38 protein-coding genes, 1 tRNA gene and 4 pseudogenes are annotated in these 24207 nt (G+C 57.3%); 10 read left to right on the plus strand and 33 right to left on the minus strand.

Annotation, left to right across the window (positions count from 1 at the left end; genetic code table 11):
• The 9 genes from JCM10550_RS18330 to JCM10550_RS18355 form a co-directional block, all read right to left on the minus strand.
• Positions 1 to 204, minus strand: a complete 204-nt coding sequence (locus JCM10550_RS18330) for a hypothetical protein (protein WP_157199991.1) — start codon at positions 202 to 204, stop codon at positions 1 to 3.
• Positions 205 to 318: 114 nt separating this feature from the next.
• Positions 319 to 1248: a terminase large subunit domain-containing protein gene (locus tag JCM10550_RS06530; protein WP_245618813.1), complete on the minus strand. Its 930-nt coding sequence runs from the start codon at positions 1246 to 1248 to the stop codon at positions 319 to 321.
• A gap of 23 nt (positions 1249 to 1271) precedes the next feature.
• On the minus strand, positions 1272 to 1538 hold the full coding sequence (locus tag JCM10550_RS06535; protein ID WP_062397875.1) for a hypothetical protein: 267 nt from the start codon (positions 1536 to 1538) through the stop codon (positions 1272 to 1274).
• The gene (locus JCM10550_RS18340; RefSeq protein ID WP_157199993.1) at positions 1535 to 1720 is read right to left on the minus strand and encodes a hypothetical protein; all 186 of its coding nucleotides are present in this window, start codon (positions 1718 to 1720) and stop codon (positions 1535 to 1537) included. The genes JCM10550_RS06535 and JCM10550_RS18340 overlap by 4 nt, the downstream gene beginning before the upstream one ends.
• Positions 1662 to 2180 (minus strand): hypothetical protein, encoded by a 519-nt coding sequence (locus JCM10550_RS06540; protein ID WP_157199994.1) that lies wholly within the window; start codon positions 2178 to 2180, stop codon positions 1662 to 1664. Before JCM10550_RS06540 ends, JCM10550_RS18340 begins: the two co-directional genes overlap by 59 nt.
• On the minus strand, positions 2177 to 2857 hold the full coding sequence (locus JCM10550_RS06545; protein WP_062397878.1) for a hypothetical protein: 681 nt from the start codon (positions 2855 to 2857) through the stop codon (positions 2177 to 2179). Before JCM10550_RS06545 ends, JCM10550_RS06540 begins: the two co-directional genes overlap by 4 nt.
• Positions 2858 to 3151: 294 nt before the next feature.
• Complete coding sequence (locus JCM10550_RS18345; RefSeq protein ID WP_218185147.1) at positions 3152 to 3316, minus strand: hypothetical protein; 165 nt, start codon at positions 3314 to 3316, stop codon at positions 3152 to 3154.
• Positions 3297 to 4259, minus strand: coding sequence for a hypothetical protein (locus JCM10550_RS18350; RefSeq protein WP_157199996.1), 963 nt, complete (start codon positions 4257 to 4259; stop codon positions 3297 to 3299). The genes JCM10550_RS18345 and JCM10550_RS18350 overlap by 20 nt, the downstream gene beginning before the upstream one ends.
• 20 nt (positions 4260 to 4279) lie before the next feature.
• Positions 4280 to 4474: a hypothetical protein gene (locus JCM10550_RS18355; protein WP_157199997.1), complete on the minus strand. Its 195-nt coding sequence runs from the start codon at positions 4472 to 4474 to the stop codon at positions 4280 to 4282.
• 32 nt (positions 4475 to 4506) lie between these two features.
• Between JCM10550_RS18355 and JCM10550_RS18360 the strand changes: the two genes are divergently transcribed.
• Complete coding sequence (locus JCM10550_RS18360) at positions 4507 to 4899, plus strand: hypothetical protein (RefSeq protein WP_062397885.1); 393 nt, start codon at positions 4507 to 4509, stop codon at positions 4897 to 4899.
• Between the two features lie 213 nt (positions 4900 to 5112).
• On the opposite strand, the gene JCM10550_RS18365 is transcribed toward JCM10550_RS18360, so the two are convergent.
• From JCM10550_RS18365 to JCM10550_RS06590, 8 genes are all read right to left on the minus strand, one after another.
• Complete coding sequence (locus tag JCM10550_RS18365) at positions 5113 to 5271, minus strand: hypothetical protein (protein ID WP_157199998.1); 159 nt, start codon at positions 5269 to 5271, stop codon at positions 5113 to 5115.
• On the minus strand, positions 5268 to 5513 hold the full coding sequence (locus JCM10550_RS19595; protein WP_062397887.1) for a hypothetical protein: 246 nt from the start codon (positions 5511 to 5513) through the stop codon (positions 5268 to 5270). Before JCM10550_RS19595 ends, JCM10550_RS18365 begins: the two co-directional genes overlap by 4 nt.
• Positions 5510 to 5665 (minus strand): hypothetical protein, encoded by a 156-nt coding sequence (locus JCM10550_RS19600; protein ID WP_172673793.1) that lies wholly within the window; start codon positions 5663 to 5665, stop codon positions 5510 to 5512. The genes JCM10550_RS19595 and JCM10550_RS19600 overlap by 4 nt, the downstream gene beginning before the upstream one ends.
• A 430-nt stretch (positions 5666 to 6095) precedes the next feature.
• Complete coding sequence (locus tag JCM10550_RS06570; RefSeq protein WP_062397889.1) at positions 6096 to 6989, minus strand: phage/plasmid primase, P4 family; 894 nt, start codon at positions 6987 to 6989, stop codon at positions 6096 to 6098.
• Positions 6962 to 7168 (minus strand): hypothetical protein, encoded by a 207-nt coding sequence (locus JCM10550_RS24600; RefSeq protein WP_062397891.1) that lies wholly within the window; start codon positions 7166 to 7168, stop codon positions 6962 to 6964. Before JCM10550_RS24600 ends, JCM10550_RS06570 begins: the two co-directional genes overlap by 28 nt.
• Positions 7165 to 8073, minus strand: a complete 909-nt coding sequence (locus JCM10550_RS24605; protein ID WP_157200000.1) for a hypothetical protein — start codon at positions 8071 to 8073, stop codon at positions 7165 to 7167. Before JCM10550_RS24605 ends, JCM10550_RS24600 begins: the two co-directional genes overlap by 4 nt.
• Positions 8025 to 8600, minus strand: a complete 576-nt coding sequence (locus JCM10550_RS06585; RefSeq protein ID WP_062397895.1) for a hypothetical protein — start codon at positions 8598 to 8600, stop codon at positions 8025 to 8027. The genes JCM10550_RS24605 and JCM10550_RS06585 overlap by 49 nt, the downstream gene beginning before the upstream one ends.
• Positions 8584 to 9081: a hypothetical protein gene (locus JCM10550_RS06590; protein ID WP_157200001.1), complete on the minus strand. Its 498-nt coding sequence runs from the start codon at positions 9079 to 9081 to the stop codon at positions 8584 to 8586. Before JCM10550_RS06590 ends, JCM10550_RS06585 begins: the two co-directional genes overlap by 17 nt.
• A 75-nt stretch (positions 9082 to 9156) precedes the next feature.
• Between JCM10550_RS06590 and JCM10550_RS18375 the strand changes: the two genes are divergently transcribed.
• Positions 9157 to 9294 carry a hypothetical protein gene (locus tag JCM10550_RS18375; RefSeq protein WP_157200002.1) on the plus strand — a complete coding sequence of 46 codons (138 nt, stop codon included), beginning with the start codon at positions 9157 to 9159 and terminating at the stop codon, positions 9292 to 9294.
• 16 nt (positions 9295 to 9310) lie between these two features.
• Here JCM10550_RS18375 and JCM10550_RS18380 read toward each other — a convergent pair whose 3' ends face one another.
• The 6 genes from JCM10550_RS18380 to JCM10550_RS06605 all read right to left on the minus strand — a co-directional run bounded on the left by JCM10550_RS18380 (position 9311) and on the right by JCM10550_RS06605 (position 12204).
• Positions 9311 to 9520: a hypothetical protein gene (locus JCM10550_RS18380; RefSeq protein ID WP_157200003.1), complete on the minus strand. Its 210-nt coding sequence runs from the start codon at positions 9518 to 9520 to the stop codon at positions 9311 to 9313.
• Positions 9521 to 9683: 163 nt separating this feature from the next.
• Entirely contained in the window at positions 9684 to 10292 is a 609-nt protein-coding gene (locus JCM10550_RS06595; protein ID WP_157200004.1) for a hypothetical protein, read from the minus strand.
• Between the two features lie 175 nt (positions 10293 to 10467).
• On the minus strand, positions 10468 to 10971 hold the full coding sequence (locus JCM10550_RS18385; RefSeq protein ID WP_157200005.1) for a hypothetical protein: 504 nt from the start codon (positions 10969 to 10971) through the stop codon (positions 10468 to 10470).
• Positions 10971 to 11243 (minus strand): hypothetical protein, encoded by a 273-nt coding sequence (locus tag JCM10550_RS18390; protein ID WP_157200006.1) that lies wholly within the window; start codon positions 11241 to 11243, stop codon positions 10971 to 10973. Before JCM10550_RS18390 ends, JCM10550_RS18385 begins: the two co-directional genes overlap by 1 nt.
• 99 nt (positions 11244 to 11342) lie before the next feature.
• On the minus strand, positions 11343 to 11978 hold the full coding sequence (locus JCM10550_RS06600; RefSeq protein WP_245618814.1) for a RecT family recombinase: 636 nt from the start codon (positions 11976 to 11978) through the stop codon (positions 11343 to 11345).
• A gap of 13 nt (positions 11979 to 11991) precedes the next feature.
• On the minus strand, positions 11992 to 12204 hold the full coding sequence (locus tag JCM10550_RS06605) for a recombinase RecT (RefSeq protein ID WP_062397902.1): 213 nt from the start codon (positions 12202 to 12204) through the stop codon (positions 11992 to 11994).
• A 146-nt stretch (positions 12205 to 12350) separates the two neighbouring features.
• Here JCM10550_RS06605 and JCM10550_RS18395 point away from each other — a divergent pair, with 146 nt between their 5' ends.
• Entirely contained in the window at positions 12351 to 12491 is a 141-nt protein-coding gene (locus JCM10550_RS18395) for a hypothetical protein (protein ID WP_157200007.1), read from the plus strand.
• On the opposite strand, the gene JCM10550_RS06615 is transcribed toward JCM10550_RS18395, so the two are convergent.
• The 3 genes from JCM10550_RS06615 to JCM10550_RS06625 are packed head-to-tail and all read right to left on the minus strand — an operon-like array spanning position 12470 to position 13431.
• Positions 12470 to 12703 (minus strand): hypothetical protein, encoded by a 234-nt coding sequence (locus tag JCM10550_RS06615; RefSeq protein WP_062397906.1) that lies wholly within the window; start codon positions 12701 to 12703, stop codon positions 12470 to 12472. The two genes, JCM10550_RS18395 and JCM10550_RS06615, sit on opposite strands and share 22 nt — an antisense overlap.
• A gap of 15 nt (positions 12704 to 12718) precedes the next feature.
• Complete coding sequence (locus tag JCM10550_RS06620) at positions 12719 to 13036, minus strand: hypothetical protein (RefSeq protein WP_062397908.1); 318 nt, start codon at positions 13034 to 13036, stop codon at positions 12719 to 12721.
• Positions 13036 to 13431 carry a hypothetical protein gene (locus tag JCM10550_RS06625; protein ID WP_062397910.1) on the minus strand — a complete coding sequence of 132 codons (396 nt, stop codon included), beginning with the start codon at positions 13429 to 13431 and terminating at the stop codon, positions 13036 to 13038. The genes JCM10550_RS06620 and JCM10550_RS06625 overlap by 1 nt, the downstream gene beginning before the upstream one ends.
• A gap of 551 nt (positions 13432 to 13982) precedes the next feature.
• Between JCM10550_RS06625 and JCM10550_RS06630 the strand changes: the two genes are divergently transcribed.
• Complete coding sequence (locus tag JCM10550_RS06630) at positions 13983 to 14186, plus strand: hypothetical protein (protein ID WP_157200008.1); 204 nt, start codon at positions 13983 to 13985, stop codon at positions 14184 to 14186.
• 364 nt (positions 14187 to 14550) lie between these two features.
• On the opposite strand, the gene JCM10550_RS06635 is transcribed toward JCM10550_RS06630, so the two are convergent.
• From JCM10550_RS06635 to JCM10550_RS06645, 3 genes are all read right to left on the minus strand, one after another.
• Positions 14551 to 14883: a tyrosine-type recombinase/integrase gene (locus JCM10550_RS06635; protein ID WP_245618815.1), complete on the minus strand. Its 333-nt coding sequence runs from the start codon at positions 14881 to 14883 to the stop codon at positions 14551 to 14553.
• Positions 14880 to 15434 carry a hypothetical protein gene (locus JCM10550_RS06640; RefSeq protein WP_157200009.1) on the minus strand — a complete coding sequence of 185 codons (555 nt, stop codon included), beginning with the start codon at positions 15432 to 15434 and terminating at the stop codon, positions 14880 to 14882. The genes JCM10550_RS06635 and JCM10550_RS06640 overlap by 4 nt, the downstream gene beginning before the upstream one ends.
• A 93-nt stretch (positions 15435 to 15527) precedes the next feature.
• Positions 15528 to 15598, minus strand: a tRNA-Gly gene (locus JCM10550_RS06645).
• A 284-nt stretch (positions 15599 to 15882) separates the two neighbouring features.
• Here JCM10550_RS06645 and JCM10550_RS06650 point away from each other — a divergent pair.
• From JCM10550_RS06650 to cobA, 6 genes and pseudogenes are all read left to right on the plus strand, one after another.
• A complete protein-coding gene (locus JCM10550_RS06650; protein ID WP_172673795.1) occupies positions 15883 to 16500 on the plus strand; it encodes a bifunctional precorrin-2 dehydrogenase/sirohydrochlorin ferrochelatase in 618 nt (205 codons plus the stop codon).
• A pseudogene (gene hemA, locus JCM10550_RS06655) lies at positions 16497 to 17781 on the plus strand (glutamyl-tRNA reductase). The gene JCM10550_RS06650 and the pseudogene hemA overlap by 4 nt, the downstream one beginning before the upstream one ends.
• A complete protein-coding gene (gene hemB, locus JCM10550_RS06660) occupies positions 17760 to 18749 on the plus strand; it encodes a porphobilinogen synthase (RefSeq protein ID WP_062397920.1) in 990 nt (329 codons plus the stop codon). The pseudogene hemA and the gene hemB overlap by 22 nt, the downstream one beginning before the upstream one ends.
• Positions 18746 to 20003: pseudogene (locus JCM10550_RS06665) on the plus strand (glutamate-1-semialdehyde 2,1-aminomutase). The gene hemB and the pseudogene JCM10550_RS06665 overlap by 4 nt, the downstream one beginning before the upstream one ends.
• Positions 19994 to 20895, plus strand: a pseudogene (gene hemC / locus JCM10550_RS06670) (hydroxymethylbilane synthase). Before JCM10550_RS06665 ends, hemC begins: the two co-directional pseudogenes overlap by 10 nt.
• A pseudogene (gene cobA / locus JCM10550_RS06675) lies at positions 20892 to 21660 on the plus strand (uroporphyrinogen-III C-methyltransferase). Before hemC ends, cobA begins: the two co-directional pseudogenes overlap by 4 nt.
• A 100-nt stretch (positions 21661 to 21760) precedes the next feature.
• On the opposite strand, the gene JCM10550_RS06680 reads toward cobA, so the two are convergent.
• The 4 genes from JCM10550_RS06680 to JCM10550_RS20510 form a co-directional block, all read right to left on the minus strand.
• Entirely contained in the window at positions 21761 to 22714 is a 954-nt protein-coding gene (locus JCM10550_RS06680; protein ID WP_062397923.1) for a hypothetical protein, read from the minus strand.
• 295 nt (positions 22715 to 23009) lie between these two features.
• Positions 23010 to 23504 (minus strand): hypothetical protein, encoded by a 495-nt coding sequence (locus tag JCM10550_RS06685; RefSeq protein WP_062397924.1) that lies wholly within the window; start codon positions 23502 to 23504, stop codon positions 23010 to 23012.
• Positions 23505 to 23507: 3 nt separating this feature from the next.
• Positions 23508 to 23741 (minus strand): hypothetical protein, encoded by a 234-nt coding sequence (locus tag JCM10550_RS06690; protein ID WP_157200010.1) that lies wholly within the window; start codon positions 23739 to 23741, stop codon positions 23508 to 23510.
• Positions 23742 to 23755: 14 nt separating this feature from the next.
• Positions 23756 to 24207, minus strand: a 452-nt coding sequence (locus tag JCM10550_RS20510; protein WP_218185148.1) for a hypothetical protein, incomplete at its 5' end; no start/stop codon positions are given.

Raw genomic sequence — 24207 nt, forward strand, 5'->3', positions numbered from 1 at the left:
TCAGAGCTGTGCGGGAGAAGTCACTCTCTGTAGTAGCTGAGAGGCGAACCCAACCAGGCTCGTTGAACTGATCTTCAAGGACTGAGAGCCGCTCAACGAGGGTATCATATCCTTCGGCGGCCGCACCGTAGGCGTCCATGAAGCCTGCAGTTCCGGTTCGAGGATCTCTGCTGCCTGTTCTTTTGTGATCGGTTTGTCTGTCATGATGTCACACTGGTGAGATTGATACGTGTTCGTCGTAGGTGGCGACCTGTTCTGGAGGGAGTGCCTGTATCTCTTCCAGTTGGGCAAGGATGATCGCTGCATATGCTGCTACATCTACCTGGTCATCATTCGGGGCATTTGGAAACCCTGCGAGTTCTTCTTCATATGCTCGACCCACGGGGCATGTGCCCGGTGGTAGACTGTGTTAGCCTTATACCGGGTCGCGATCGGGATGGCCCGCAGGGCTTTGTCCTTGTCTGCGTCGAGTTCGAGGATCGGCAGCCCCCCCGACCGGAGCATGGTCTGATAGGTGGTCTTGCCGATGCCGTTGGACTCAATGCCCTGCACGACCGGGTGCCACCGGAGGAACGCATTTGTCAGATAGTCCAGATGGTCAGGCCCCCCCTCAATGCGGGTTCGCACGATGTCAGGGAGAAGGAGATCCCTGTTGGGTGTGATCACCCAGGTTCCGATGACAAAGTAATCTGCGCTGGATCGAGTAGACCCTGCGACGTCACAGGTCTGGATTATGATGCACTGCGATGCTAGTACACGGCGCTCTCCTGCAGAGGTGTTGAGGACATACTGATCCCCCCCTTCGACCGTGAAGTAGCGGAAATACTCCCGCTTGAACATGTTTCCTTCCGGATCCCCCCCCGGTCGCTGCTGGTATTCACAGTTCCACCAGTATGCAGTCAGAACCTTCTCGATTGCCTGGAGTTCCTCCAGCGGGTATCGTTCGGGCCAGAGAGGCTCGCCGAATTCACGTCCGAGAGGGTCATTCTCCTCTGCGATTGCAGGGAGGTTGATCACGGTCCACTCTTCTCCGCCTGCAGCTTCTTCTGCGATGAGGTGGCCGACAAGGTCGTCCTGGTGCCACCGGGTGTGGATGACGACCATCGCGCCGTCGGGAGTGAGCCTTGTGCGGGCGACCGTCCGGTACCAGTTAATAACCTTCTTGCGCTGAGTTGGGCTGTGGGAATCTTCCGGGCCCTTGAACGGGTCGTCGATAACAAACACCCGGGCGCCACGCCCCCCCGTGATGGTACCGCCAACGCCGGTGGCAGTCAGTCCGCCCCCCCGGTGCCCTTCGATGCCCCCCCAGCGGTTGACGGCTGCTGAGTCACTGGCAATCTTTGTCCCCCCCAGAGATCCCCCCCGTGCTGGTCAAGTGCGGTGCGTGCAACCCGGGAGAAGTCGTGTGCGAGCTCTGCAGAGTATGAGCTGATGATCACTTCCCAGTCGGGGGGGTTGCGACCAAGCAACCATGCGGGGGGGTAGTGCTTGGAGACGACCTCGCTCTTGCCGTGACGGGGTGGCAGGGTAATGATCACCCGGCGCAGTTCCCCCCACGTTCGACCTGTTCAAGGACGTCACAGATGAGATCGAGATGGCGTGCTCTCTGCCACTGCCAGCCTGAGGCAAGTTCGATGAACGAGGCCAGATGGCCACGTGCATCAGTTTTGAGTATCGCACTCAGCGCGTTTCGCTCTTCGAGCGATAACGGCTTCTGCACGGTTGATGAGCTCATCGTCTGGTATGTCTGTGGTTTTTAGTGAGCCCGAGAGCTCGATCTGCTGTTTGTCGTTGTTCCACTCCTCTGGGCGGCGGTTCCGGAGCCAGAGCGTCTGTGCGTTCGGCATCGGAGTGACGGGCTTCTTGATGACTTCCTTCCGGAGGAGGTTGCCCTGTGCGTCGAGGGTCTCCTTGACCTCTTCGACGGTGTAGCCGACGCAGTTTTTGTAGAGTGCGTTGACGACTGCATCGTCTGCAGGTTCACGTATTTCCTCGGCGGCGGCCTTGAGATCCGGATACTTTTTGTACCAGCGGTAGAGTGTGTCAGGGGTGACCCCCCCGAGCACAGCTGCTATCTGCCGGCCCGTCCAGGGGGGGACGTCCTTGTACTCATCCCGCAGTGCCATCCTCCGGAGCTTGTCCGGATTATCGGCCCGCCACTTCGTGCAGGACTTCCTCATTTCTGTATCACAAACGTGGGGACGGGCTTCTTCGTTACCTCGACCTGCACTCGTGCTGATTCCTCGTACCAGCAGACCTCGTCGTAGCTCATCGTGTTGGTCTTGTAGCCCTCAACGATAGAGAAGGTGTGTGGGCCCGGTGCGATAGTCGCAGGGACATCGAAGTAGTACAGGAGTTTGAACTTGTCCGGGTGATTGGTGTCTCCTTCGGTCTTGACGAAATCTGACCGGATAGTACAGTTCTGCACGTCGTAGATCGTATCGTCAATATTGAGTCCTAGGGTGACTGTGCCGATGCGCTTAGCGCCAACAGGTACTTTGATCTTACCTCCCTGCTGCACCTGCGTGAGAGGGACCTGGTTGCCATTCTTCTGTTCGTACTTGATCCACTTCGAGAAGAGTCCGACAACCTCGATGTCGCCGATGGTGAGTCCTTCTGCAGTTACAGTCGGGACGGTCTGCCCAAAGCGTTCCTGCACCTCAGCCGGTGCAGCATCGGCCTCTGGTTTCGCCGGGTCAAAATAGTCGAGGATCTCTGTGAGGAGGGCCCCCCCTGCCTCTGCTGCTGCTTTGTAGTTGCGGGCCTTGTATGCACCGTAGATGGTGCCGACGTAGCCGATCAGAGCCACGACAAAGGCGATGATTGTTCCAGGTGAGATTACCTGTTCGATGGCCATGCTGGGCTATGCGACTGAAACGTGCTTAAAATAGGAGGAAAATGGCTATATGGGTAGTTATGGCTTTTTTGTTCTTTGTGCCTTTGTGCCATGATGGTCTTGAAGGGCATCATCTTCTGACCCCCCTAACGGTTCACTTAGAGGATTATTGGCCAGGTCAACTGAGAGGTGCACGGGAGTGCCGCACCACCCGTTTTCTGTCATCCGGGGGGGAGGGTATTGAGCTTTATACCATGCATCAGAGTCTGGGTTTGGGTAGTAGAATGGCTCGAAGGGATTGTCACTCATACTTTCTCATCTCTCTCTGGGTGCCTGCACCCCCCCTTCGACCTCTTCCGGCAGTACCTTCACTCCTTCCACCTCGTCGAGCAGATCCTTCACGACGTCCTCATACGTCACCTGCCCCCCCTCGGTCTTGACCTTGTAGAGGGGGGGCATCTTACGGGCAGTCAGTCGCATCCATGTCTCCCGACTGACGGTGACCTTCCGTGGGCCTGCCTGTGCTGACATCAGAACACCCCCCCCGGAACTCGGTCTCGGTCATCGGCGCGAGTGTCGCCGTCTGCAGCTCACCTCTGAGCACCTGCCGCAGGTCATGACACATGCAGCACCAGTAGGCCCGGTCGTGGAACTCGATCAGGGCGACCAGTGTCATGTCAACATCAGGATAGATGCTCGCCCTGGGCAACATCTCGTGCTGCACCCCCCCGAAGAGCTGTGCCGGGTTTGGCAGGGGGGGCTGGATCATCTGTCCGCCCCGGATCGCGTTCGGGTCTTCGGGCCGGTCGTGGTCGGCGGTGTTGGCGAGGAGCAGGTTGCTCTGCAGCACGTCGCGTAGTGGTCGCCGTTGGAGGTGTGCCAGTGCAGGCCCGCCTGACCGTGACGGATGACGTAGGACTCTGCGGTCGGGGGGGTTGATACTGCCCGGCCCCCGATCTCCGGGAGGATCTCCATACCCTCGGCGTGGAAAAACTCTGTGAGGGAGCTCATGCCATCTCCTCCAGGACTGTGAAGCCCCCTCGTATCTCCGGGCCTGCGGATCTCGATTGCCCGGCTCGGAATCTCCGGGGTCGTGTGCCCACCCTTGCGCAGGACTTCCCTGTGCTGCTTGTTGTCGTATCGTGTCGCGCCCCCCGCATGTTAGCATCATTTTCGTATGCACTGATCGCCACCCACTCGTGTATACGCTGTCCCCCCCAGGGCCTGATGTCCACTCACTGTGTATCTTTGCGCCGGGACGGGATGATTTGCCGGATTTCACCTGCGTGACATAGCCGTCGGTGGCGAGTATCCATGTACTCCATGCCAGCCTGACAGACTCCCCCCCGTGGTGGTGGCCATCGGCCGCGTAGATCACGGCGTAGTGCTTCACCGGCACGACCTTCGTGCCGACCTTGTGCACCAGCTCCCCGTCCGGGGGGGTCAGGTATCTGATCTCCTGGTGACGATCGTAGAGCAGGAAGTCCTCGGGCCTGACATCAATAGGGAACGAGTCTCCGAGCCTCCCGCCTTGATCTCGTCCATGTGCTGCAGCAGCTGGAGAGCGATCTTTCCTATGCCCGGAGGATGTGCCGGGTATCCAAACATTTCAAAGGATGTCTGCACGGCGGAGCTCATCGTGACTCCTCCCACTGCTCGTTCCAGCAGTCTTGACGTATTTTCTCCTCAAGACCTGCCACAGCAGCATCTATCACATCGCCACCTTCCTGCGGGCCACCCGTTCAGCCTCTAGTTCCCCCCTTCAGCTGCTCAGTCCGTTCCACCATGTCAAAGTAGTCCTCGGCCCGCATCGTCACCTTCCAGTGTCGGTAGAACCGGGCCTTACGTTCTGCAGACCGCTCAAGAGTCTTGCGATGCACAACGATGGGTATGACATCGGGTTTCCCGTCACGGATGGCCTGTGCCATCGCCTTGTCGACGTTCAGGGCCTCATCCCACTTGCACTCGACGTGATGCCCTGGTACGCCGACAACATCCTCTCCTTCGATGCCGGAGTGCTGCTGGCCCCCCCTACGGGCAAACTCATACCCCTGCTCCCGTAGGTACTTTGAGAGTGCAAGCTCTGCCGGATGCCCTTGGCCCGTGAGTTTACCATCAGAGCCCCCTCCACATGCACCCTATGCCCCAGATGCACTGTGTCAGCACCTCGGCAGGGTCTGCGAACTTATCCTCTGCTGCTACGTGTCTGGGACACGAGTCGAGGTACTTGCACTCGATCAGGTCTACGTGCCTGCAGTGCGTGAGTGTGGTCTCCATCAGACCGCCTCCAGTCTAACATCGACGCCCCCCCACCGTTCCTCGACCATCTGGTTGACCACGTCATACGCCTTTAGCAGTTCGTCTGAGATGACGTCTGCCTCGTGCTTCGTGATGGTGATGTCCTTCTTCGGCTTGACAACGACCTTGACTGTCACGCGATCACCTCCATGTCGACGATCTCTCCTGCGAGATCCACCTGCCAGGAGTAGCGGTCAAACTGTTCCGGTATCCAAACCGCTGAGGATTCCCAGCAGAGCGGGCAGTAGTTGCCCGAGGTGCTCTCCACCCTGCCGGTCTGCTCGGTGAGCTTGCGTCCACAGCAGGCGCACCGGTTCAGGCCGAGTGCAGGCCCGCCATCAGGTGTCATGCACATCGCACGACCTTCAGCGTAGTTCATGCGATCACTCCTTTTTCGGCGTCCAGTTTCTCCGACAGCTCCGTGAGTGATCGTGCCAGGAACCGCACCCGGTCCGGCGACAGCGATACTCGTAGGGCACCGTCCCAGAGGATCACCGTCGTGTCCCGGTTCTCCTGCGTGACTGTCACCATGCCGTCGGTCTTGTAGTAGCCTCTCCGAGGACAGCTGCTGTAGTCGCACCGCCTCGAGGTAGCACCACCATGACGGCACCATGCGAGTGCTTGGTCGTAGGGCCTGCATACCCCGTCCCGGAGACACTCCGACAGCGTAGTTGCCCGCCACCTGTCGTGCTGCTGTAAGGTCATGCCATCACCTCCGGAGCGTCGGAATCTGATCTGTCAGAGCACTTCAGATCAGGTAGGTGCACATGGGTGCACTTCTTTACAAAGTCCCTACGTGAGGAATTACTATAGAAAGTTATGAAAATGGTGAACCTATGTGCACCGAGACAATGTCTTTTTATACTCCGGTGCATTTGGTGCACTATGTTATATTTAGTAATCCTATTTGGTGTCCGCTGAAAGTTTCTGAATATGTGCACCTTGTGCACCTCATCGCTGATCATAGTCCTGCCTCCTGCTCATCTGTAGTCTTCCATCTGACTCCCATCCACGACCTCACGCCGTGTATGATCGGGCCGTCCTGTAGTCCTCTGGCTCTCAGTTCTTGGGCGAGTTTCCTGGCACTCACAGGCCGTTCCCCCCCTGCCTCGTCACACCACTTCTCGTAGGACTCCCTGATCTCCCTGCGGGAGATACTCCGCCCCCCCCCACAGATGATAATTCTGTCAGCGAACCACGCCGCAACAGTGTCGCTCTCGGTGCGGTATTGAGTGGTAGCAATCTTCACAGCAGGTGGCTGCACAAGACCGTGCTCACGCCATCTCAGATACCCTTCCAGGCACCAGTTTAGGATGCCGGCAACCTCCTGCTGCAGCACAATCTCATACCCCCCCAGTTTACGGCGATCCGCAGGGATTGTGACAGCAAATGGTATCAACCATATACGTCTCCAGATACCCTCGTCCGTGCCCTGTATCCGGGGCTGATAGTTTGTCGCGAGCCATATCTTCCCACCGGGTGTGATCTCAAACTCATTCTCATACAGCCTGCGGACCGTGACCTTTGCATCGCCCGTCAGCTGCTTGATTACACTCTCTGCCAGTGCCGCGTTCTCAGCCGGCTCTGAGGCTGTCACCATGCGGGACCCTGCCAGCCTGGCCAGATCAGACCGGGGGGGGCTCTCACCCCCCCGCTTCACCATCAGGCTCTCAGCAGCGATGTGAACCGCATAGTCCCCGAGCATATGGCTCAGAGTGTCCATCGTCACGTTCTTCCCATTCTTGCCGGTGCCGTAGAGGATGAAGACCACCTGCTCTGGGTTGGTTGCAAGCAGCGAGTATCCGCAGACCTCCTGGAACCCTCGGATCAGATCGTCGTCGTCCGCGAGGACCATCCGGATGTGTGCCTCCCACTGGGGGGGCAGGTCGCCCCGGGGGGGTCATAGTCCACGTTGCAGCACTTCGTCAGGAGATCCTCCCGGCGGTGTTCGCGGAACGTCATTGTGTCGAGTTCCAGCGTGCCGTTCTGGCAGTTCAGCAAGTGTTCGGGCCGGTCCCAGTCTTCCGGCGTCACCGCGACTGATAGGTCGCTCCATCCACCATCGCGTTCCTGCGGGCGAGACTCTGTGAGGACATCGCCCACTTGGCACAGTCCTGGTTCTTTTTTGGGTCTGTGACGTAGGCGCACTCCACCATGATCGACCGGGCCGTCCGGGTGGAGTAGTCGAGCATCCGGTTGGTCGTATCCCGGTCCCAGAGGATCCCGTTCCAGACATGCCATGCCTTGAAGGTCTCACAGTGCCGGAGATTGTCACCATACTGGTCGATCAGGCGGTCAGAGTTCCCGGCGTCTGTGTATGCATAGTTCTGTCCGTGTGAGTCCGGCAGGGTCTGGGGATCCGGGGGGGGATCTACAGGCGGCACAGGAGCAGACATCTCCTGCTTCACCGGCACGTGTGGGGTGCATGCCCTCGCCTGTTTTTCCCGTTCCATCTCTGCCAGCTGCGGGCTATATCCCCCCCGTTTTTTCAGGGCCTCAAATACCGCCGGCCAGTGTCCCTGCAGACATCCTGACCGGGACTCCTCACACTCGATGATCCTGTCTGCTACAGCAAGGGCCTCCAAGGGGCCGCCCCCCCCGGTTCCGTGCCGGCGGCAGTACCAGGTGTTTGCCTGTGGGTCGATGATGAGATTTGAACCTGTTGAGGATCCGTGCACCGGGTGCACCCCCCCTTCGATCTGATGTTCCCGGTTGCGGGGGGGCTCTTCCGGCATCAGCAGGTCAGAGACCCGCAAGTCCAGCCGGTCGGCGATGGACGTGCCGGCGGATGTGAAGTGCGGGATTGAGACCGCCTTCGGCTTCGCCCGATATCGGGCGATGAACGCCTCCACCTCTTCCAGGGGGACCGTCATCGGTTCCATGTCGTTGTTCACCGTGTAGAGGTTGCCCGTCGGGTGCCTGCTGCCCGGCCCGACCACATAGAACGGGGAGCCGGAGCCCCCCCGCAGGTCGCCGACATCGGTGCCGTCCTCCCGGACGAGGATATACTTCTCGGCGGGCAGTTCGGGGCAGTAAAAATAGAAATGTGCCCCCCCGAGGGCCCCCCCTTGCGTCCGGTCTTGACGATGAAGGTCTGCATCAGGGTTGAGAAAAAGGGGGGGTCATCATAGAGGGCGATGACGTTGTCACAGTCGAGCACACAGAGCCCGCCTGCCACCATCACACCATAGTTCGTCTCGGCGTTGATGTGCCGGGCCAGCCGTTCGGAGTCATGCGCATAGTTCTGTTTGTCGTTCCAGCCCTTCTCGATGGCCCGCTTGTCACGGTCCCTAACCAAGATGAATCGACACCCGTGCAGCTGGTGCGGGATCACATCTGGCACCGGGGGGGCATTATCAGCAGCACGCCTGCGGGCTGCCTCTGCACGGGGGGGGATCATTTCCCCTTTGTAGTAGGTGGGAACCTCTTCCGGAGGGGGGGTGGCTGTGTCAGCTGTCGTTGGCATCGCCTCCTTTGACTACTTCGAGGATGAGCTCCTTGCCTTCTAGTCTTTTTACATGAGATGATAGACCATATGGTGGGGCTAAGCCGCCTTCAGGCCATGACTTTTTGTGATGCTCCCATGCAGTGAGCCTGAGCCACGCATAGACCTCGTGGGGTGTCGCATCCCTAAGAGTGCTGAACATAGCAGACCCATATTCTCCCCCCCACTGGGGGGGCGCCGCAACAGAGCTGAGGTAGCTGGAATGGATAAAACCCTGCTCCTTCAAAAACTCCTGAGCATCTTCTGATACCCTGTGCCCTGTCTGCGCAGCTTCCTTGGCATATGCTTCATCTCGTCTCAGTGACCGCCGTGTCTTGGTGCGGACCATGATCCTGAGCGTATCACTCATCGTGATCACCCCCCCTTGCCTCAAACCCCCCCCTGCAATGGCTGCCCGGCACCTGAGGGCCATATGGGCACCGGGTTCCAGGCAGCAACTCAATCGTGTTACCCGGCGGGATTTGATCAAAGCGATCTAGATGCCCGCCAACACACCGCGGCTCTACATATCCCTCGAATGACAGGACCTTTCGGAACCGGCAGTCTGCGATGTGCTGCATCACAGCACCTCTCCCATGAGGACATCATACCGCACGGCCCGGTCTTTGTCCACGGGCCTGCCCAGAAGATCGTCCACTTCATCCGGACTGAGTAGCTGGTCTCTCAGGACCTCACCCCCCTGCAGCAGGAGAAAGAGAACGGGGGGGCCGGGAGTGGTCTTTGATGACAGTCTGACAGCTCTTGACCTCCACAGGGGGGGGTCCTGGCTGTCGATGCGTCCGAGAGTTGATAGTCAGACCATATTTTAGTGAGGCATACGCCTCTCCGGAGTAACCGTTGTGGCTAGCGGAACGGTTGCCGGCAACAGATGATGACATCATCTCTCCTCCAGCAGGGCGACACAGTCCAGGGTGCACCAGCACCAGCCTCCAGAGTCGCACTCGATGAGCACCTGCCTGTCAGCCAGCACCCGGAGGATGTGTTCCCTCACGTATGTTGACCCGCCACGCTCGGAGGGTACATCTGCCTGACACCGTGCTCCGATCAGAGCCCGCTGGACATCTTCGTTCTCGACGTCCTGGGCGTCGGTCGGGGGGGCTCCGGTGCATCGGCTGGGATGATAGGCTCACATAGTGTTGTGACCTCTGCCGCGTCGGCTTCCGGCTGGCGGTCGACCGGGATCTCCTCTCCGTTTTCTGGCTCTGAGATCTCCTCCTGTGCTGAGACCTCTGGCTCGACCTCCTGGGCGACCCGCACCCCCCCCTGCCTCTTAAGGCCATACCATCGACCTTTGATCGCGGCATCTGTCCGCGGGGATCTGGGATATGCCTCACGATAGTTCTCGATAGCCTGCGACCACGACGAACACTGAGCGACGATGTCGTCCTCCACTGTCTTCCACGAGCGGGAGTGCCCCCCCACTGATATGTCGCGGGCCAGTTCTGCGAGGGCCGTCTTCTTCCTGTTTCGAACCACTTCCTCGGTCAGGACCTCATCACACTTGCCGCAGTCCATGCACTCCGGCTGGTCGCCGAGTATGCAGTCGTTGTGTGCAGCACTCATCAGGTCAGAGAGCAGCCGCCCATGTGCCACAGGTCGCAGCACCGCTGAGAGGTCGTCTGCAGAGCAGTCCTCAAGGATGATCACTCGCATGGGATCACCTCCTCAAAGTATTCATCACGCCACCCATTGAGTCGGCCCGCTGTAAATGGACACATTCCATCAACATATCCTTGGCACTGCCCGTCACTACACTCAGGAAATGGGTGGGATAATCCCAGCTTTTTGCAGGGACTCAGCAGTTTTTCAGGCCCGATGTATCTGTATTTCATGCTGTCGCCTCCTGCAGACAGGTTTCTCTATCGTCAGGAGAGGTATCCAGCACATAGGTATTGCTAGTCTTCGACCAGAGGACATATCGTTCTCCTCTTGGACCAACGATTTTTTTGAGACATACCGAAAGTCTCCATAGTGCCCGTGTGCGATCTGAGGCTTCAAGGGTTGCCATTAGTTCTGGCCAATCATCGATGGTCTGTGTAGTACATACAAATGTTGGCCAGGCACGCTTGTTGAGATGATCTCGCACAGCCTGCAAAAACTTCGACGCGGTGTCATGTGTGGGCCCTTTGTACTGTACCCTGCACTTAGGGCACAGGGTTGCTTTTTTGTGGTCGATGATGTCTGTGATCTCATTTCCACATAATCTGCAGTATTTTGTAGTCACTGGCTTGATCCTGTTGAGATATCTGCACGCCAGACATTTGCGTGCATATGGATGGGTTGAGAGATCAGAGATCTCCCCCCCTCGACAGTTGCTGCAAGTCCGAGCCATCACAACTCACCCCCCCGCTGCTTCTTGGCGAGACAGTCAGTGCAGATCAGTTCTCCGACGAACTTTTCAGACATCATTGTCTCTTTATCGGTGAGGGCTGCATTGCAGTACTTGCAGGTCGGCCCGTCCGCCACTGCTGCCGTCACAGGTGCAGGTTTCTGCACGACGGGCTCTGGTTTTGCCTTTGGTGCACGCTCTGGAGGTTTGCCATGAGTAGCCGAGACACAGTCCAGACAGTGAGTAGTCCCAGGGGGGGGATCTCCTTGCCGCACGATCCGCAGGTGTTCTTCGGTTGCTTGGGCGCGGGCTTAGGTGCAACAGGTTTCGGGGGGGCAGGTTTTTTGGGTGTCTGCTGCGCCTGCGACCAGGCCTCAAAACAGGTTTGACAGAGACAGATCCCGGCCTTTTCCTCGCTGAACTCCACATACCCCCCCGGCTCGACACCTTTGCCGCACGAGGAACACATGACAAGGGTCACGCTCTGGCTCGGGTTCCTGTGCTGGTTCCTCTACGACCTCAACCGGTGCGGGACTCACCGTCTCCAGCTTCGCTGCACACTCCTTCCGGAACCAGTCACTGAAGCATGGGCCACACATCGGGACTCCGTTGGTGTGCTCAAGGATGCCATCGATGTGCTCGGAGTTGGTCATCCCGCCGCAGGAGACACACTTGTTCATACTAATGTCTACCGGCACAGACGTGTCTGGGATCTCCTTCGGCTCGGATGGCATCTCGTCCTCAGAGTAGAGGCCCTGCACCCGGAACGCCTTCCTGAGTGTCTGAGCTTCAGCGACCTTCGCAAGCATCGTGCGTGGCTTTTCTTTCCAGAACTTGGTGATCTCGCCGCCGGCTTTCTTCTGCACATACTCGTCGTAGTGCACGGTCACGGTGAACGGGTGTGACATGTCCTTGCGATAGACCTTGCACCACCCGGTGAGGTTTCCCTCTTTGATCGACCCGTCTGTGCCGCTCTCAAGCCCATCGAATGCGCCGTCCCGGTGGGCAATCTCAAGGAGACCATCACGGGAGACGATGATCGTTGCCGGGCCGCCGCCGGGGGGGGTATTTGATCGCCCAGATCTGTTTCAGGCTGGGGGGGTCCAGCCCATATTTACGGGCGAGCGTAAGGAATACTACAAACTCGTCCTGGCTGCAGTTCTGTGCATACATCCTCTGGATGAGTGCCGGGTTGACTGCAGGCTCGTCGGTCACTGCTGCAGGCAGTGGTGTCATTTCCGCGTCCTCCTGTAGTGATCTCTTGTTTTCTGAGCATGCCGGATAATCGAGTCAACGTGTCCGATAACCACGCGGCGTTCATCTAAAGAATGAGTGTGGTAGTCTTCGATCTTTGCCCTTGCAGATTCAAAATGTGCGATTGCATGATCAAACTCAGACACGACATCCCCCCCAACGTGGATTTGCCCAGGTGCGAGCGGATCGGTCTCGATGAACGTCTCTCCCCCCCGTCGCTCAGCCTGAGCGACTACACCGGTGAGGCTCATCTTATCCTCCGCATTTGAGGGATGTGCTCGTGATCATACTGCATGGCAGCCGTGTTTTTCTCCGGGTGTGCCCCCCCTTGGTCATGTGCCAGTGCATAGCCGTGGACAACAGCGTCAGACCGCGTTAGCCTCTCATACTGTGCCTCTTTGATCTGGCGATCGACCAAGCCCTCATACTCATACACCGACATGCCGGCAGGGAGTTCATCGTACCCCCCCCACCCCCCCATACCTCATAGTATCGCTTATTCTCGTCCAGTCCGATTTCTCCACCGGGGGATGCCCATGTCCTCACCGCGGGCACGGGCCTCTTTTCTCTGGGCTACCCACAGGGCCACTTCCTTGCGGGTCTTGACCTGAATGGAATCATGGAACTGTTCCATACACCCAATAGAGCAACACAGGTGGTCGCCTCTGAACTCATCAAGGGCCCGGGATATCGACTCGGGATAGTCTATCCCAAAGTTCAGATCATAGTGCAGGTTGATCCAGTACATGGGCATCTGCATGGCGCCGGAGATCTCCTCTGTTTTGCCACACACGGCACAGGCGAACAGAGTCATCAGAATGTCACCTCGAAGAGGGGGATCCGCTCGAAACGGTCGTCGTCGAGATCTCGGACTCTGATATAGCACCGGTTATGAGCTGTGCGGCTGGCACGCCCCCCCTGGATGATCACCTGCATGTAGCTGGTCTTCATGCAGTATACGCAGTGCTTGTCGCCTCGAGGGAACCACGTCTGGCCCCGGCTCCGGCGATAAACTCCTCCACCGGTAGGGCGTACATCAGTAGCACAGCGTTCAATTATCTCTACTCTGCGAAGCGCCGCCTCGTTGGACGGAGCATACTTATGGGTGCGCGCTAAAATAGCAGTAGCACAAACCATACTATTGCCAGTCTCAATCTCGATGTTTGACGGCTCCGGAACGGGGGGGCTGGCACTATTTTTAGTTTTCATTTTTATCAACGATTTTCCAATATCCTTTTTTCACCATCTTCTTTGCAGCCAGACCATAGAACGGATCTTCCTGCAGAGCTTCGTAGAGCTCACGAGAGATGGGCTTCATGCTGTGGCCCCCCCTTTGCACTTCAGCTGGTGAGCTAGTGATCGGACACCCTCGTTTACAATCTCAGTGTCAGAGTATCCAGCATCACGAAGCGAAGTATAGTCCTGCATCAGGTTCCTGCGCACGCGGCCACCCACGTGCTCGGGGTTTTTCTTCTCTTTCATCTGCAATGAGAATATGCGATTATAATATATAAATGTTGTTTAACATAGTTCAACAACACTAACGACGGGGGGGCGCTCATTACGTTGAATTTGTTCAACAATGTTCAAAACATATTTAATATTTCCATTCAATTGTTGGACAATGACAGCGACAAGATCCGTGGGGGTTCCGGTTACCTATCAGTACATACCATAAACTGGACAAGATCAGAGAAAGGAGGGGACTCAAAACCATGTCCCCCCCGATACTCATAGAGGCATGCGCTGTGTATGCTGATATGCACTATACTCCAGATGAGGACACCATCTCTATCGTGGAGGCAAAGGAGGAGATCCTAAAGATGATCAAGACTGATCCTGAGTTTCGCGCAGAGCTTCTGCAGGAGCTGATATATGAACTTGAGCATCCCCCCCCGAGAAAGCAGGATTATCAGACACTGATAATAGAACGGATCATAGGACTTAAAATAAGAAATCACTGATGAGTCGATAGAGATCATAGATGTAAAAAAACATGGGATTTAGTATTAATATTTTCCCGTACGGAGTGAAAGTGATACCAAATCAGCAGAGGTTTCACTAACCACATCTGTTTTTTCCATAATTTCCTGTTTTGCACTAGTTAAGTCATGAATTGCAGATTTTGTTAGTGGCGCCCCACAGTTTGGGCAGAAGTTTGTGCCTGGGGGGGGATATCGTTGCACACTGCTGGCACTGCCTGGGGGGGTGCAGAGTGTCGTCCACGATATCGTCCTTGTCCTTGATCCATAGTGATCGAGCATCGCGCGATCCACGTCCTTGCCGGTCAGGTGCAGATAGGTCCGCAGCTCTCGTGCTGAGGGGGGGTCACCCCCACATCATGATACCAATAGAATGCTCGGGAAACCCCTCCTGCACGAGGTGGGTGATCCGGGAGTGTCGCCAGATGTGTGGGGGGGTGATGTGTTTCGTGATCCCTGCGTCTCCCAAGAGTCTGGACATCTGCTTGACAATCGTATCATAGGATAGCGGTTTGTTGAGCCGGTTGAGAAAGACCAGTGCCTCTGGCGTCTCTGGGAACGGATACATGGCCCGCCACTGTGCGAGCGGCTGCTGCGACATGATCAGGCGGATGTATCGAGGCCGCCCCCCCGTCTTGCCGTCTGCGTTGACCGCGATCCCGGTTGCGTCCCACTTCAGCTGCCCCCCCCAGGTGAGCAGCCCGATGTCAGAGATCCTGAACCCGCCTCATACAATACTGTGAAGAGGGCCTTGTCCCGCACGCTCCGGCAGACGTCAAAAAACCGTTTGACCTCTTCTGTCGTCAGCATGTCAGCAGCGGTGTGAACCATGCGTGGCTTTGACGGAGCCTTAATCTTTTTTAGCCGGCGCTCCTCGATGGAGGTGTAGTCGTTCTCGACCATCCAGGCATAGAACTGCCGGAGGATCTTGATATAGTCTACCAAGGTATTTTGCGCATAGGGCTTGCCGGTCGCCGGGCTGTTTGCGTGCTGCAGTTCCCGTATCCCGGAGGTGAGGTCTCCAATGCTACACTCTGCGAACGGGAGGATATATCGCCGCCAGTTGACGAGATGGGTGGCGAGCTTGTTCTGCCGCCACGTACCTATTGATTTCTCAGCGACGAGGTCGCCGATAAACTCCCGGATATATGCTTCATCGTCACGAGTGATGATCCCCTGCGTCCAGTCCCTTCTTGAGGCTCCTGTTTGCATAGGGTCTCCGGTCACCATGAAAATATGAATCTGCTCTGGTAGGTGCACGAGCCATGAAATACTGTTGGACGAGGTACTAAAAAAGGGGGGGACTTAGACAATTTGTCTGAGTGCGCCGACCGGGACTCGAACCCGGGTTTAGGCGTTGGCAACGCTAGTGATAACCACTACACTATCGGCACATTTTGGCCCTGTGATGCTAGCGCGTCTCAGTGCTCTACAATATACACCTCCTGAGAATATAATGGTATCGATTTGCGTTTTTTGCACCCTTTGTTTACGGATTCCTGCCTGATTTCTCAAATTTTTATAAACGTTTTCATTTGAATCCGTTTCTTCCCCCCCGGTAGTGCCGCCGGTAGAACGAAATCCTGGTGATCCGGCCGATATATGACATACTAATGATTCAAAAGGTGATACCGTTAAATGCGTGCAGCATCAATCTTAATCAGACATGATACCACTGATGATGGACCTCAGGGGGGGTGCGAAGGTTGTGATTGCGGGCGGCGGTGCCGTCGGCGCCCGCAAGGCACGCTTTTTTGCCCACGAGGCGCAGGTGGTGGTCCTCAGTCGTTCATTCCACCCGGATTTTGCCGAGATTCCCGCAGAGACGGTGGCGTGTGACCTGGCTTCGATGCATGACGATGAGATCATTCCCCTCCTGTCCGGCAGTTTTCTCGTGATCACCGCCCTGGAACCCGCAGACCTGAACCAAAGAATTGGTCTGCTGGCCCGCCGGTGCGGTGCGCATGTGAACGATGCGGGAGGGGAGACGGGGGATGTCTACCTCCCGTCCGTGGTGCGGGGCGATACCTACTGTATCGGTATCTCGACCCACGGGCGCAGCCCCCCCGCCATGGCACGCCATATCCGCCTCTGCATGGAAGAGCACGGCGGGGGGGACATCGACGGCATGGTTCGTCTGCAGGAGGCGCTGCGAAAAGACCTAAAAGAGCAGGTCCCCGACCAGCGGGCACGTTCCCGCATTCTTCATGCCGTCCTTGACGACCCCGCGATGTGGGACGCCCTTGTCCGCGGCACAGAACAGGCAAAAAAAGAGGCTCTCAGGAAATATCTATGAAAAACGGACTCATTCCCTCGGTTACCATCGCAGGCATCAGCCATCACGGGAGCGATATCGCAGAGCTGGAGGCATTCCGATTCCCCCCCGATGAGGCGGCGCTGCTTGCAGACGCACAGGGACGGTTTAAAGGGGGCATTGCTGCTCCAGACCTGCAACCGGATCGAGTTTCTGGTGGAAGGGGATGCCTGCATGGCAGAGGCCTTCCTCCGCGAACAGGGCCGGGACGGGTTCCGGACGCTCGAAGGGGAGGACGCCCTGCGCCACCTGCTCCGGCTCTCTGCCGGAATCGACTCCATGGTCGTCGGGGAAGACCAGATCTTAGGGCAGCTGAAAACGGCCCTCGCCCTCGCCCGTGAGAACGAGACCTGCAGCCCGCTCGTGGAGCGCTGCATCACCAAGGCAGCGCATGTCGGCGTGGAGGTGCGACGCCGCACGAATATCAACAAGGGGGCGGTCTCCATCGGTTCCGCTGCGGTCGAACTGGCAGAGGATCTGTTGGGCAGCCTCACCGGCCGCCATATTCTCGTGGTGGGTGGCGGAGAGATGGGCACGCTCGTTACCCAGGCGCTGGCGGCAAAGGACCTGACCGCGATATACGTCACCAACCGGACGTTTGCCCGCGCCGAGGAGCTGGCGGATCTGGTAGGGGGGGCAAGGCCGTGCGTCTGGACGAACTCTTCCGCTATGCCGCCCTTGCCGATGTGATCATCTCCTGCACGGCAGCACCCCCATCCCATCATCCGGTATGATGAGGTATGCGATGCGATGCGGGATCGTGTGTGGCCGCTTGACGAAGGCAGAAAGCCGCTCGTCGTCATCGATATCGCCCAGCCCCCGTGATGTGGAGGAGGCGGTCGGTGATATCGACGGGGGGTGTATCTCTTCACCATCGACGATCTCCGCACGGTCAGCGAGAACAATATGAACAGCCGGAAAGAGGAGGCCAGAGAGGCGTATGCGTTCCTGGACACGGAACTGACGCAGTTTGTGACCCTCCTCAACCGGGCCGGTGCCAGTGATCTCCTCGCCCACCTCCATTCATGGGCGGAGATGATCCGGTGCCGGGAACGCGACAAGGCAGCTGCACGCCTCGGGTCATCGGGTGCACCGGCCGAAGATATCCTTGATGACCTGTCACGGGTGCTTGTAAAGAAACTCCTGAACGACGTCACCTTCTCCGTGAGACGGTGTGCAGAGAGCGGAGATCTTGAATCGGCACAGGCACTGGTGCATGCAGTAACTGCAGGAGATAACGAATGTTTCCGGAAAGACGATTGAGACGACTAAGAAAACGAACGATACAGCCCCCCCTGTTTCAGGAGACGGTATTGAGTACAGCTGATCTGGTAGCCCCCCCGCTCTTTGTTGACGAGGCCGCGGGAACTCCGATGGAGATTGTCTCCATGCCGGGGCAGTACCGCTACCCCCCCCTTTCGATGATCACGGATGTCGCCGAAGAGATTGCCGCAGCGGGCATCCATGCGGTCATTCTCTTTGGCATCCCCGTTCGAAAGGATGCCGGAGGAACCGAGGCATACAACCCGGAGGGTGTTATCCAACAGGCCGTCCGTGCCATCAAGGCGGCGGTGCCGGATCTGGTTGTCATCACCGACGTCTGCGCCTGTGAATATACCGACCACGGGCACTGTGGTATCGTCGGGGGAGACTGCTCCGGGCCTGACCTCCTGAACGACCCGTCCCTGGAACTGATGGCACAGATTGCCGTATCCCATGCACAGGCCGGGGCGGATATCGTCGCCCCCCCGTCGTGTATGCTGGACGGGATGGTCATGGCCATAAGAGAAGAGCTGGACTGTGAGGGCTATGAGGATACGGCGATCATGTCGTATTCCAGTAAATTTTCAAGCGCCCTCTACGGGCCCTTCCGTGACGCGGCCGACTCCGGATTCTCCTTTGGCGACCGGACAACCTACCAGATGAGCCCGGCCAACCCGCGTGAGGCATTCCTTGAGTCCGAGCTGGACGCAAAGGAGGGTGCGGATATCCTGATGGTCAAACCGGCATCCCTGTACCTGGACATCCTGCAGTCGGTCTGCACGCTCGGTCTGCCGGTCGCCGCCTATCAGGTGAGCGGCGAGTATGCGATGATCAAGGCGGCAGCGGCAAACGGCTGGATTGATGAGAAAGCGGTGGCACTGGAGAGTCTTTTGGCAATAAAACGGGCCGGTGCGGATCTTATTATCACCTACTATGCACGGGATGCAGCGGGGGGGTGGCTGCAATGAGAAGCGAGGAGCTTTTCTCTGAGGCACAGACGCTGATACCCGGCGGGGGGGTATCCAGTCCGGTGCGGGCGATAAAGCCGTATCCCTTCTATACTCGGAAGGCGGCGGGTTCGCACCTTGTGACCGAGGACGGCGAGGACTTGATCGACTGCTGTCTGGGCTATGGGCCGCTGATCCTCGGGCATGCCCACCCGGCCGTGCGTGAGGCCATCTGCTCGTGCACCGAAGACGGCTGGCTCTACGGCACTCCGGCGGAAAAGGAACTGACGCTCGCCCGGATGCTCGTTGCCGATCACCCGTCGGTTGATATGGTGCGCTTTGTCTCCAGCGGTTCGGAGGCAACGATGGCAGCGATACGCCTCGCCCGCGGGTTTACCAACCGCGAGGACATCATCAAGATAGAGGGCGGGTTCCACGGCGCCCATGACGGGGGGGTGCTGATCAAGGCGGGCTCCGGTGCGACCACGATGGGCGTGCCGGACTCGGCAGGCGTCATCCCCGATGTGGTAAAGCACACATTGCAGGTGCCCTACAACGACACCGAAGCGTTGTCTGCACTGCTGGAGAATAATGACAACGTGGCGGCGTTCATCCTCGAACCGGTGCTCGGCAATGTCGGCCCGGTGCTCCCGGATGAGAACTACCTCGCAGAGGTGCGCAAAATCACCGAGGAACACGATGTGCTCCTGATTTTTGATGAGGTCATCACCGGCTACCGGCTGGGTATCGGCGGGGGGGCGCAGGTCAAATACGGCATCACGCCCGACCTGACCACCTTCGGCAAAATAATCGGCGGGGGGGGTCTTCCCATCGGCTGCTTCTCCGGCAGACGGGATATCATGGCGCTGACCGCACCGGCAGGCCCGGTCTATCAGGCGGGCACCTTCTCCGGCAACCCGCTCTCCCTTTCCGCAGGGATTGCCTGCCTGCAGTATCTGCGTAACAACCGGGGGGGTCTGTATCAAATGCTCGAAGAGAACGCACGAATCATCGGGGAGTCCCTTCCCACCAATAAGGTGGGCGGATTTGTGCATCTCGGTTCGATGTTCAAACTCTTCTTCAGAAAGACCCCGCCCCGCGATTACCGCGAGGCAAAGCAGAGCGACACGGAGGCATTTTCTGTCTTCTGGAACAAGATGCGCAAGGCGGGCATCTTCCTGCCGCCGTCGCAGTTCGAGACCAATTTCCTCTCGGTGGCGCACACCGAGGAAGATGTGGCGGCGATTGCCGGGGGCATATTCTGAATGTCTCTGATCGTAGGTACGCGGGTTCCCGCCTCGCGATGGCGCAGACGAACCGGGTCTGCAATCAGCTTGCTGAGCGGGGGGGCATCGAGACCGAGATTGTTGAAGTCAAGACGGTCGGGGGATGCCCGCACGCAGGTGCCGATGCATCAGGTCGGCGGGCAGGGTATCTTTGTCCGGGCCCTGGATGATGCCATTCTCGCGGGTGAGATTGACTTCGCGGTGCACAGCATGAAGGACATACCGGCATTCCGGCCGGAGGGGCTCTCGACAGCGGCAATTCTCCGGCGGGATTCCCCCCCTGCGGATTTCCTCGTCCACGAGTGTGATATCGAGGAGATCCGGGTGTGGGCACGTCATCGACCCGCAGGCGGGCGCAGCTGTTGCGGAGCAGTCTGGATGTCGAAGTCCGGGAGCTCCGGGGCAATGTGGACACCCGCCTGCGCAAACTGCGTGAGGGAGAGTATGACGCGATTGTCCTCGCCGAGGCGGGGATGCAGCGTCTCGATATGGATCTGCCCGGCACGCAACTTTTGCCGCAGTGGTTTGTGCCGTCACCGAATCAGGGCACGATCGCGGTGGTATGCCGTGATGACCCTGAGCTTGTTGAACCGCTTTCTGCTATCGATCACCCGCAGACCCGGCTGGATACCGAGGTGGAACGGGCCGTGATGGAGGAGATTGGCGGCGGATGTTTCACGCCGCAGGGAGTCTTTTGCGAGGACGGATTTCTCTTAGCAGAAGTGCTCTCCCTTGACGGCAGCCGTTACGAACGGGTGGAGGACAACGGTGATTCGGTGGAGGAAGGCCGTCTCATTGGCAAAAAACTTCGTAATATTGGCCGGGATCTGATTGAAGAGGCCCGGCAGACTCTGGGATTATCAGGAACGGAACAATCATGAACGGAACAGTATATCTTATCGGATCCGGCCCCGGAGGGCTGGGTATGATGACCGTCCGGGCACGCGAGGTGCTCGATGCGGCAGACGTCGTCCTCTATGACCAACTTCCCGGTGCTGAAGTGTTGGCATCCCTGCCCAAGACGGCGGAATGTGTCGATGTGGGAAAATACGGATCGTCCCACACGCTCGAACAGGATGAGATTGAGGCGTTGATGGTCGCGTATGCAAAGAAAGGGCTGCGGGTCGTCCGTCTGAAAGGTGGCGATTCCTTTCTCTTCGGCCGTGGCGGTGAGGAGATGGAGACGATGCGGGCACACGACATCCCGGTCGAGGTGGTGCCGGGTGTGACGAGCGCCATCGCCGTCCCCGAATGCGTGGGCATCCCGGTCACCCACCGGAAGTGGGCGAGTCAGGTGACGATTCTCACCGGGCATGAAGATCCCACGAAAGGAGAGTCGGCCCTCAACTGGCACTGGCTGGCGCAGACGACCGGGACGATTGTCATTCTGATGGGCGTGAAGAATCTCCCGAAGATCGCCGAAGCCCTTGTCGCAGGCGGGATGACCCCCAAAGAAGCCGGTCGCGATCATCGAACGCGGCCTGCGGCCCGACCAGCGGGTGACGTGTGCACCTCTCGATGAGATTGCAACGGTTGCAGCAGAGGCGGGCGTGAAGCCCCCGGCGGTTGTGGTGATTGGGGGGGAAGTCGCGACGCTGTATCGGGACGGGTCTGAAGGGAAGATGCATATTACCGGGGGGGTTTGAATCGGTTTTATGTCTTCTTTTTCCGTGTTTCTTATTAGAACAGCAAAGAACCTGAAAAAAGGAATGAGCGTGGGTAAAATATCTCCGGATATTATCAGCATTACTCAGAAATATTTGTGCTGACATTCAATGTGCAATTTTCTATGGCTGAAACCCAGTAACCGGAACATGGATTCAGGGTGGTTGTTGATACATAACTCTGTATCAGAGGATTATACGAATATACATTATTCTGAACAGAATCTGCTGGAACAGTTTGCGAAGCGGCAATTGATGTATCATTACATACCGCACCAATCATATTCCATCCCGGTCTAAGACTTGCTACAAAATTTCCGAGACTATTGCCGCTCGCGGTAAGCGTACAGTGTGACGTTGCCGACACCCAATAGCCTTTGCCAGCTTCAAGTGCACTGATATTCGCTTTGACGTAGATCTGTTCTAAGGGTTCATAGACATAGACTCCATCCATCACTTCCAAAGGTACAGTCAGTTCGGCATTGGTGACAGGAATTGAGATCATGTTCCAGCCAGGTGCGAGCGGAATATCGATGGAAAATACCGAAGGCGGATTTTTCACTACCATAATTGCGTCCGTTGTTTCTGGGACATAGCGGCCGCCAACATCATCATCGATTTTCATTGTGGTGATGGTCAGGTTTGTCTCCCCGGCAATGTCACCGCGGACGGTAAGCGTGCAGAGGAGGATGTTTGTCACCCCCCCCGCTCCAAGCGAATTTCTGAGATCAACTCCCTGAACAAAAAGTGAATCTGAAGGAATACTGCTGTTCACCGGCAGATCGGCCCATTTAGGATACGAAACTGCCATGATCTCACCGATGGATGGTTCGGCAAGGGACACAGTAACATTGAAGCCGGACAGACCGGCCGGATCCGCACTCATCATAACCGCAATTGGTGCTGTATCACCCACATCGAGGATGAATTCTCCAGGCAAAAAGGTGATGACAGGTTCATCTGCTGCAAAGGCGCATGGTATCAGTAACGATAGGATCACCAGAAGAAGAATCGGTTTTTGGTATTTCAGCGACATGATTATTCACCTCTATTTAACTTATTCAGACGGAGGACACAGAGAGCAAAACCTGTAAGACACAATGGGACAACCCCAAAACCCGGGGGGGATGATTGTGCAGGGAAGGCATCTGGATGATTAGCAGAACAATCCAGAGGACGAGAGGATGGCGGTAGCAGCATAGTGGGGGGGGTAATCTCTTCCGTTCCGGCTATAGGAGAAACAGATGGTGACACCGTGGTATCTGAAACAATGGAGAAATCAGTAGAAGATGACAATGCCTCCGTTCGTGTCTGATCGGTATCCGGAGAATTTATTTTCGAGGATACTGCTCCAACCGTACCGGGATTTGGATCGGATCGAGCGCGTACCGGCCACCCCGATCGTCGTCGACGATCACCGGTGAAACCGTCAGTACTGTTTCACCGTCAGCGATTGCCCGGAGGGTAATGGTGGTGAGGAGAACCGGGAAGTCCCCCCCCGATTCTACCTGCATCTGCAGGTCAACCGCCTGGATCCAGGTGTTCTCCGCCGGTATAGTACCATTCGATACCATACCTGCCCATGGAGGATACGCAACCGAGGCGACCTCAACAATTCCGGGAGTGGTCATGCTAAGACCCAGATTGTAGCCGGAGAGGCCATCTCCATCTCCCGTGAGGTTGATCATCAGAATGTCGGTGCTTCCTGCCGTAGGAAAAGAAAGGGTGTCGGGGGGGGCCTCCAGGTGTACTGTTGATGCCAGCACCTGGCCGGGGGGGATAATAGCAAGGGCCATTATACAAAGGAGAATGGTGAATGACCGCATTGCTCACACCATCTCATAGAGAATAACGACATCTCTGAACCCAATGAAATCACTATTGTCATAGTCGAAGGCGGCGAGGGGGGGTTGGTGCGCTTCGATGAAGTTCATGTTGTTGTAGAAGATGACAACGTCGTTAAAACGCAGGCAGCCATTACCGTCAAGGTCTTCGAAAAGGCCGTTGCCATCGGGATCAGTTGGATGTGGGAAGTTTCCACCGTCGGGATTCGGGAATGGCATTGCGGCCTGCACCGTCAGAGTGGCATAGAAAAAAGTAGGTTCGTAGCGCCCCCCCCTCGGTCATCGTCCAGAGTTCTGGCAATGACCCTTATGGCCGCTGTGCCGGGTACATCGCCGCGAATGGTAAGGTTGCAGAGCGTCACATTTGTTGCCCCCCCTGACTTCACCGAGTCTTTTAAATCAATCGCCTTAAGGAATGTTTGATCCGCTGGAAATGAACTGTTCATCGGGATTTCTGCCCAGGATGGATAGGAAACCCCGACCATTTCGCAAACGTCGTGTCCTGTCGAAGCGGTGAGCGCACACGAGCATATGGGTGGTTCCGGTGACCGACCTCCTGGAGACCATGCGATTAGTTCGGCGGTGATATTAAATCCTGATAGGCCCTCTGGCACGGTGTCGAGCACTACTGCGAATGACTGGGTCTGGCCTACAGTGAGTGTGGAAGACTTTGGCCGGGTAGAGA

The sequence above is a fragment of the Methanogenium cariaci JCM 10550 genome (assembly GCF_001315945.1).
GTDB lineage: Archaea > Halobacteriota > Methanomicrobia > Methanomicrobiales > Methanomicrobiaceae > Methanogenium > Methanogenium cariaci.

Coding starts and splice junctions, on each gene's coding strand:
- JCM10550_RS18330 (WP_157199991.1), bottom strand. CDS start 204: ATGACAGACAAACCGATCACAAAAGAACAGGCAGCAGAGATCCTCGAA.
- JCM10550_RS06540 (WP_157199994.1), bottom strand. CDS start 2,180: ATGAGGAAGTCCTGCACGAAGTGGCGGGCCGATAATCCGGACAAGCTC.
- JCM10550_RS06545 (WP_062397878.1), bottom strand. CDS start 2,857: ATGGCCATCGAACAGGTAATCTCACCTGGAACAATCATCGCCTTTGTC.
- JCM10550_RS18345 (WP_218185147.1), bottom strand. CDS start 3,316: ATGCGACTGACTGCCCGTAAGATGCCCCCCCTCTACAAGGTCAAGACC.
- JCM10550_RS18355 (WP_157199997.1), bottom strand. CDS start 4,474: ATGAGCTCCGCCGTGCAGACATCCTTTGAAATGTTTGGATACCCGGCA.
- JCM10550_RS19595 (WP_062397887.1), bottom strand. CDS start 5,513: ATGAACTACGCTGAAGGTCGTGCGATGTGCATGACACCTGATGGCGGG.
- JCM10550_RS19600 (WP_172673793.1), bottom strand. CDS start 5,665: ATGGTGACAGTCACGCAGGAGAACCGGGACACGACGGTGATCCTCTGG.
- JCM10550_RS06570 (WP_062397889.1), bottom strand. CDS start 6,989: ATGGTCCTCGCGGACGACGACGATCTGATCCGAGGGTTCCAGGAGGTC.
- JCM10550_RS06585 (WP_062397895.1), bottom strand. CDS start 8,600: ATGCCAACGACAGCTGACACAGCCACCCCCCCTCCGGAAGAGGTTCCC.
- JCM10550_RS18375 (WP_157200002.1), top strand. CDS start 9,157: ATGACAGGACCTTTCGGAACCGGCAGTCTGCGATGTGCTGCATCACAG.
- JCM10550_RS18380 (WP_157200003.1), bottom strand. CDS start 9,520: ATGATGTCATCATCTGTTGCCGGCAACCGTTCCGCTAGCCACAACGGT.
- JCM10550_RS06595 (WP_157200004.1), bottom strand. CDS start 10,292: ATGCGAGTGATCATCCTTGAGGACTGCTCTGCAGACGACCTCTCAGCG.
- JCM10550_RS18385 (WP_157200005.1), bottom strand. CDS start 10,971: ATGGCTCGGACTTGCAGCAACTGTCGAGGGGGGGAGATCTCTGATCTC.
- JCM10550_RS06605 (WP_062397902.1), bottom strand. CDS start 12,204: ATGACACCACTGCCTGCAGCAGTGACCGACGAGCCTGCAGTCAACCCG.
- JCM10550_RS18395 (WP_157200007.1), top strand. CDS start 12,351: ATGATCAAACTCAGACACGACATCCCCCCCAACGTGGATTTGCCCAGG.
- JCM10550_RS06615 (WP_062397906.1), bottom strand. CDS start 12,703: ATGGGGGGGTGGGGGGGGTACGATGAACTCCCTGCCGGCATGTCGGTG.
- JCM10550_RS06620 (WP_062397908.1), bottom strand. CDS start 13,036: ATGACTCTGTTCGCCTGTGCCGTGTGTGGCAAAACAGAGGAGATCTCC.
- JCM10550_RS06625 (WP_062397910.1), bottom strand. CDS start 13,431: ATGAAAACTAAAAATAGTGCCAGCCCCCCCGTTCCGGAGCCGTCAAAC.
- JCM10550_RS06630 (WP_157200008.1), top strand. CDS start 13,983: ATGCACTATACTCCAGATGAGGACACCATCTCTATCGTGGAGGCAAAG.
- JCM10550_RS06640 (WP_157200009.1), bottom strand. CDS start 15,434: ATGGTGACCGGAGACCCTATGCAAACAGGAGCCTCAAGAAGGGACTGG.
- JCM10550_RS06650 (WP_172673795.1), top strand. CDS start 15,883: ATGATGGACCTCAGGGGGGGTGCGAAGGTTGTGATTGCGGGCGGCGGT.
- hemB (WP_062397920.1), top strand. CDS start 17,760: ATGTTTCCGGAAAGACGATTGAGACGACTAAGAAAACGAACGATACAG.
- JCM10550_RS06680 (WP_062397923.1), bottom strand. CDS start 22,714: ATGTCGCTGAAATACCAAAAACCGATTCTTCTTCTGGTGATCCTATCG.
- JCM10550_RS06685 (WP_062397924.1), bottom strand. CDS start 23,504: ATGCGGTCATTCACCATTCTCCTTTGTATAATGGCCCTTGCTATTATC.
- JCM10550_RS06690 (WP_157200010.1), bottom strand. CDS start 23,741: ATGCCATTCCCGAATCCCGACGGTGGAAACTTCCCACATCCAACTGAT.